Origin of the sequence: Photobacterium obscurum (assembly GCF_026191635.1) — a bacterium.
Lineage (GTDB): Bacteria > Pseudomonadota > Gammaproteobacteria > Enterobacterales > Vibrionaceae > Photobacterium > Photobacterium obscurum.
This window is the reverse complement of record NZ_JAKRRW010000038.1, coordinates 22,461-28,584: the sequence shown is the minus strand read 5'-3', so window position 1 is coordinate 28,584 and position 6,124 is coordinate 22,461. Positions and strand designations below refer to the sequence as shown.

5 protein-coding genes are annotated in these 6,124 nt (G+C 50.7%); 2 read left to right on the top strand and 3 right to left on the bottom strand.

Features of this window, described 5'->3' with window-relative positions; translation table 11 throughout:
• Positions 1-292 precede the first annotated feature (292 nt).
• The 3 genes from MD588_RS25395 to lpoB are packed head-to-tail and all read right to left on the bottom strand — an operon-like array spanning position 293 to position 3,527.
• Entirely contained in the window at positions 293-1,417 is a 1,125-nt protein-coding gene (locus tag MD588_RS25395; protein WP_265700737.1) for a hypothetical protein, read from the bottom strand.
• Between the two features lies 1 nt (position 1,418).
• Positions 1,419-2,864, bottom strand: a complete 1,446-nt coding sequence (locus MD588_RS25390) for a hypothetical protein (protein ID WP_265700735.1) — start codon at positions 2,862-2,864, stop codon at positions 1,419-1,421.
• Between the two features lie 45 nt (positions 2,865-2,909).
• Positions 2,910-3,527, bottom strand: coding sequence for a penicillin-binding protein activator LpoB (gene lpoB / locus MD588_RS25385; RefSeq protein WP_265700734.1), 618 nt, complete (start codon positions 3,525-3,527; stop codon positions 2,910-2,912).
• Positions 3,528-3,709: 182 nt separating this feature from the next.
• On the opposite strand from lpoB, the gene MD588_RS25380 reads away from it, so the two are divergent.
• Together MD588_RS25380 and MD588_RS25375 are read left to right on the top strand one after the other, a co-directional pair.
• On the top strand, positions 3,710-5,086 hold the full coding sequence (locus MD588_RS25380) for a COG3014 family protein (protein WP_265700733.1): 1,377 nt from the start codon (positions 3,710-3,712) through the stop codon (positions 5,084-5,086).
• Positions 5,087-5,328: 242 nt separating this feature from the next.
• Positions 5,329-5,763: a TetR/AcrR family transcriptional regulator gene (locus MD588_RS25375; RefSeq protein ID WP_265700732.1), complete on the top strand. Its 435-nt coding sequence runs from the start codon at positions 5,329-5,331 to the stop codon at positions 5,761-5,763.
• The last annotated feature ends 361 nt before the right edge of the window (positions 5,764-6,124 follow it).

Sequence of the window (6,124 nt, the reverse complement as noted above, 5' to 3'; positions counted from 1 at the left end):
TGGATCTCAGCTAACTCTGAACATCACAAGCACTGTGAGTATGAGCTACTGCCCCCCCCCAAGCCAGCCAAAACAAGCCCATCTTGAGGCTAGTAGCTCAATGAAATGAGTACGATTTCAACTGCCCGCACCATCACGCCACTCATACAACTAAACGTTAAGCTTTTTCGCCACCTTCTCACACAGGTACTTAAGCTCGGAAGTTTTTCTTGGGAACATTGCACTGCCGCTCTTATCTTGTACAAGCCCCCCTAATAGGTTAGGGGGGAGCTATCAGGACAAAAGTAGGTTTCTAAAGGATCACCCCGCCGCCCGGTGCGACGATGGATTGCTTTGCGGTGACAGGCTGTGGTTTCGGTTTCTTCGCCACTTTGCTTGCCTTTTTCCTGGCGGGTTTGCTGATCGGCTCCAGCACGCCCAGTGGAACGGCCTCACCGGAGATGATCCTGGCCCGCGCCAGCTTGCGCTCAACCTCGGTGATCTTGATCTTGCCGATAACCTTGCGGCTATGCCCGATGACCTCCTCGGTGTAGGGGTCATAGTCCGGCTCACCGAAGATCACCACCTGGTACATATCTCCCTTGCGGATGTGCTTGCCGCTTGTCGGCAGCGTGACGATACCGTGCTTAACCGACGCGATCCGCATCGGGAAAACCGCATTGTGAATATCTTCGTAAACCTTCCCGGCGGTGATCTGTGCCAGCAGGGCGAGGTTATTTCGCCCGGATGTCGACGCCTTCGTTCCCATGAACTTGACCTGACCGGACTGCGCCGACTTAACCTTGTACTTCACCTCATAGACAGACGAATACCCGGTGCTCTTTTGGCCGGTGATCTTGCCTGTCATCGGGTCCGTTTTGCGATTATCGACAACCCGCTTGGCTGTCACGGCCTTCACCACCTCCAGATCAAGAATATAGTCCATATCATCACTGGCGTAGTTCTCTTCAAAGATGGCAAACTTGCCGCCGGCGACGAACCTGGCATCAAGCTCGGTATTGAACGCCTTGCTGTGTCGGCCAACCGGGTGATTGATGGTGAGCAGCTTGCGGCTGAGCTCGTCGAGCTGGGCTGACTTCTTGACCTTCACCTTGGCGAGCAGGCGAACCTGGCACCTGTCGTCCTTACAGCCTTGCTCGAGGATCGTGAACTGCTTGATGTCACCGTTTGACTCGAGCCTGAAGTCGTCGTCGAACTTGCTGTTCAGCGTAGACTCTTCGTCTTTGGCGCGGGTAGAAACGGATGTTTGGGTCTGGGTCTTAATCGATGTCTCGTTGGTCTGAATGATCGCCGAGACGAGCGCATCTTTGGTGGCTGAGCGAATGTCACGGCCATAGCCGACGACTTCGACATCGACAGTTTTTGCCACTGCCGTTAGCGGCAGCAGAAGCGACAGGGAAAGCAATATCTTCTTCATCTTAAAAATCCGAGTTATCCATGAGATCGGCAGACTGTACAAACGATCGGTTTGTGCCTGACATTCGGTTTGACGTCGATACCGGGTTAACACCGCCCATCGCTCTTGATGTGTCGGCAGCCTGCTCGGCAGTATAGGCCAGTGCATCGCCGGCATACTTAGGACTCCAGGCGTAAACCTTGCCGACAATCTTTTTCTGCGTAACCGGGTGTATGTTCTCGAACTGGCCGACTTCTTTCAGGCCGCTGATACCGACAACTGACGAGGCCATTTTTGACAGCTCGTCAAGCGTGGCAATCGTCTCGCTGACGTCTTCCTGGATCTGTGTTTCGGTCTTGCCGTCATAGGTGATCGTCAGCTTCTTTCCCGATAGCTGGCCGACGTAGGACTCGGCATCGAGCGAGCCCTGCAAATTGAAGATCTGAGACAGGTGGGAGAGGGCATCATTTCTAGCCAGGCTCGGCATGATACTGCTCTCGTAGCGATCATAAGAGGCGCTGTTGGGCTGCTTGACATTGAATGCCTGGCCAAACGACAGCAGAACCGGGTAGCCGGCTTTGTCCCACACCAGTTTGGTACCGATGTTCGCGAACATCGTGTCGTAGTGTTGCAAAAACCATTCATCGATATCGATACCGCGAGCGGCCTTGCCCGGCACAGCCTGATAGGCCGCACCGCCTTCATAGATTGCCTTCACGGCCCGCTTCGAATTGACAGAGCCCCGGATAACGGCCGACACCCAGGTTTCGCCCTGAGCACTGGTTGCCTCGAAGGTTTTCACGACATAGGCGCCTGATATTTCAGCCGCGGCATTAATTTGCGTGCGGGTTCCGAACTCTTCACCGCCAACGAACTGGCTTTTCTCGAGCGGCTGAAGATCTACAGACTTGAGATCCGGTGCCTGGCCGGTCTCTCCCTCAATAACTGCATCGGCAACGCTTGTTGCCACTTTCAGCGATGCCTGCTTGTCGCGATAGACGCTTTTTTCTTCGGAAGAAAACTGGGGATCGCGATCTTCAATCTTGCGCTTTTCCTGGCGGGTACGGATATTCATGTCGAGCTCGGAGAGCAGACTGACGCGAGCTTCATGAATCGCACTGCGGTAGGCGATGTTTCGACTTTGCCCCCACAGAACATCTGTTGCATCGACGTGAACCTTTACCACACCGGCGTGGATAAAACCTTTGAAATTCGGGGAAGACTTGGCTTTGGCTACGTAGAGCATCTGCTGCGCATTGACACAGTCCTTCGGCGACGGGGTATAACCCAGATCGTCGGTTACACAAAACTGTGTCACTTTCTTCTGCGCTATGGCCACCTGCGCATTAAACGGTTCGCGCTGAACATGTAGCTGTGCCTGCTGGGCGGGTTGTTGCGCCGCGTCTACTGCAGCAACAGCAGGGGAGGCAGCCGCTGCAATCACAGCGGCCAGTAGTCTTTTTTTCATCATCTTATTTTTATGCTAAAGAGCGCCCTGTCAGGCGCTAAAGGATTACCAGGTTACCGTTGAGCCGTCAGTGACTTTGCCGATAACGGTTTCAGATTCGAAGTAAGCCAGACCGTTTTCAAGGTTGGTCAGCGTCAGCTGGAAATAGTACTCAACACGCTGATCACCGTTATCAAGGCGGTTGTTCGCCTGAATAATTTTTCCGGACAGCGCGAAGTCCGGCATGACGACATTGTTGCCTTTCGCTGTCTGCTTATTGACGACAGACGACTCCTGTAGGTTGCGAACATCGACAACCATCTTGTCTTTCGTGGCACCAATTGCAGAGGTTGCCAGGAACTTGCCTGTCTTTAGCAGCTGGACACGGATCTTCTTGGCGATCTGCTCGGTAGAAATTCGCTGCATGGTGTCATTTGTCACTTCGCTTACCGCGATCACGTAACGTCCGCCTGCCGTCGCATTGGGATGGACAAGAAGCGGCGAGGCCATCATTTCGGACACGGCATCATCGGCGGCTTTCTCAAAGTCTGCGTTTGACAGACCGGCAGTGATATTTTTGGTCTGATCGGTTGAATCGATGTACTGAGTAGTTGTCTGGCAGCCACCCATCAATAACGCCCCAGCAACAACGGCTGCTGTACCTGTTTTACAAAATTTAATCATAAATCAAACGCTTAAATATTTTATTAAGAATATAACCAATCAAGAAGGCGATATAGTACAACAATTCGACCTCTAAAATAAAATACAGTGACAATTATTTTTCTTCGGAGTGTTTACTTTTATGTATTTTTCGACAAAACTTCGCCTCCCCAAAAAAATAGAAGACAAGATCCGTTACCACAATGAAAAAAGCTTTTAAGCTCGGCACAATTGCCACCGCCATCGCACTAACATCTGGCTGTACATCCATGATGCAAAAAAAAGACTTTGATGGTCTGAATGAGCAAATTACCAAAGGCGATATCAACGCCGCCGTTGTTCATGCCGAAAAACTGTCGGGTGAGTTTAATACCCAGACAGGTGAGCCGGGGGATCTACTCTGGGCGCTACAGTCAGGCGTCCTCAACCGGGTTGCCGGCAACGACAAGCGTAGTATTACCTACTTCGATTCGGCAGAGACACTGATGCGAATGGAAGACAGTGAAAGCGGGGCAGAGAAAGCTGCTGAGACCACGGGCTCTATTCTAGGCAATGATGCCATGCTTGACTATGAGCCGACTCAGTATGACGGTGTCATGACCAACTACTATAAAGCGATGTCATTCTGGACACTTGGGGACACGGCCAGTGCCCGTGTTGAATTTAACCGCTCTATTGACCGCCAGCGTCGCGCCGCTCAATACTTCAGCGAGGAGATCCAGGACAAAATAGCGGCTGCCGGGGGGGATGCACAAGGCAACCAGAACGCTGCCAACCAGGGGATCGCGCAGGCCGAGCAGGCAACGGCGGCGAAAATGAGCCAATGGTCGGCCTACGAAGGCTATATAAACCCAGCAGCCACCTACGCAAGCTCGCTCTTTTTCATGCTGCACGGCAAAGACGGGGCCGACTACGAAAAGGCACAGGCGGGTTTCAAGCGCGTTTACGGCATCTCTCGTTCTGCGACCGCAAAAGCTGACATGAACAACGTGGCGGCGCTAAAGAGCGGTCAACGCCTGAAGCCGACTGTCTGGGTGATCTACGAAAACGGCCTTTCCCCCAAGAAGAAAGAAGTGCGCTATGACTTCCCGTTGTTCCTGGCTGGCGTGAACAAAGTCAAGTACGTGGGAATGGCGCTGCCTGAGATGGGTGACGGTAGCGCTGCATTTCCTTACGTGCAGATAGACCAGTATCGTACCCAGCCAATGGCAAGCATGTCGAAAGTCATTCAGTCCGAGTTCAAAGCCGAATACCCAGGCATTCTGGCCCGTGAAGTAACACGCGCCGTGGTAAAAGCGGCTTCACAGGCTGTCGCAGAGAAACAAGACAGCAGTGGCCTGGCCAGCATTATCATGACAGTGGCAACCATGGCGACAACCGGCGCGGATGTACGCTCATTCTCCATGCTGCCGGATACATTCGATGTTACCAGCCTGCCTAAGCAGGGGAAAAATCAGTTCACGCTGAAAGCCGGCCAGTTCGATATTCCGGTGACAACGGCAGCAGGCAAGCACGCAATTATCTATGTCCGTGCATACCACGACAACATTGCCCCTCAGGTGTCGGTGATTAACATCTAGCAACAAACAAAGCACAGCCCTTTCGCATCGGAGGGGCTTTTTGTATCTACTCTGTAATATCGATTTGCAATGGTCGGATAGGTATCAAAACTTATCAGTTATAATCACGTAATGTAATCATGGCAACACCATTTCACCCAACGAATAGATACTGGTGTCTACTATATGCAGCCGTTATAATGCCTGCAATTAAACAATATCCCACCTTTTAAAGATATTGAGCTTTATAGGATGAAAGCAAAATGCCAAGAGTAAGCCAGGCAGTAGCCAGACAAACCAGACAGAAAATAATAGACTCTGCCTATCATATTGTATTGAAAGAGGGTATCGAACAACTTACCTTTAGCAATATTGCCAACCGGGCCGGTATCAGCCGGTCCGGTATCAATGCACATTTTAAACGGAAAGAAGATCTATACTTCGAGCTAAGGGGCATGGTCTCTGAAAGGATGAAAACGGTGTTTAACTACAACTCACCGCAGGAATTCTATGATTGCTGGGTCAGCAATTTTAACTCCGATCCCGAGTTCAGACGAATCATTATCAGTGCAGGTGCATTCTTCTCAATGGAAGAGGGCATCAACAAGCTCAAGGATACCATCAAGGGTAACCCGGTCGAGATCGACATGTATCTAAAAATGGCAGTTGGCCACTCTGTCATTCACTCCCACAAGTGATTAACGAGGGCAAGATAATGCCCTCAGCACCTCGCAACGCTAGTGATAATTGGGAGTTGATACTCCAAATATCACCATTTAACATAATTAATACAATACGCACTGTATATGTAAGATCTAGTTAGAAATGTCAGGTTTGAGCCAGATTGAAATGTCCTGTTTTTCCTACGGTGATCAGACTCTGTCTGGTCTTTGTGAGACTAACGTTACAAATAATTAGTACTTTCGAACAATCCGATTTCACCGAGGCAACAATAAAGAACAGTGACCACTATTTATATCTGGTGTTTATTGTGGTATTTTATAGATACTGTGGTTTGACTTGTAATATCGACGAACAGTATCATTTTGACGATAGCAA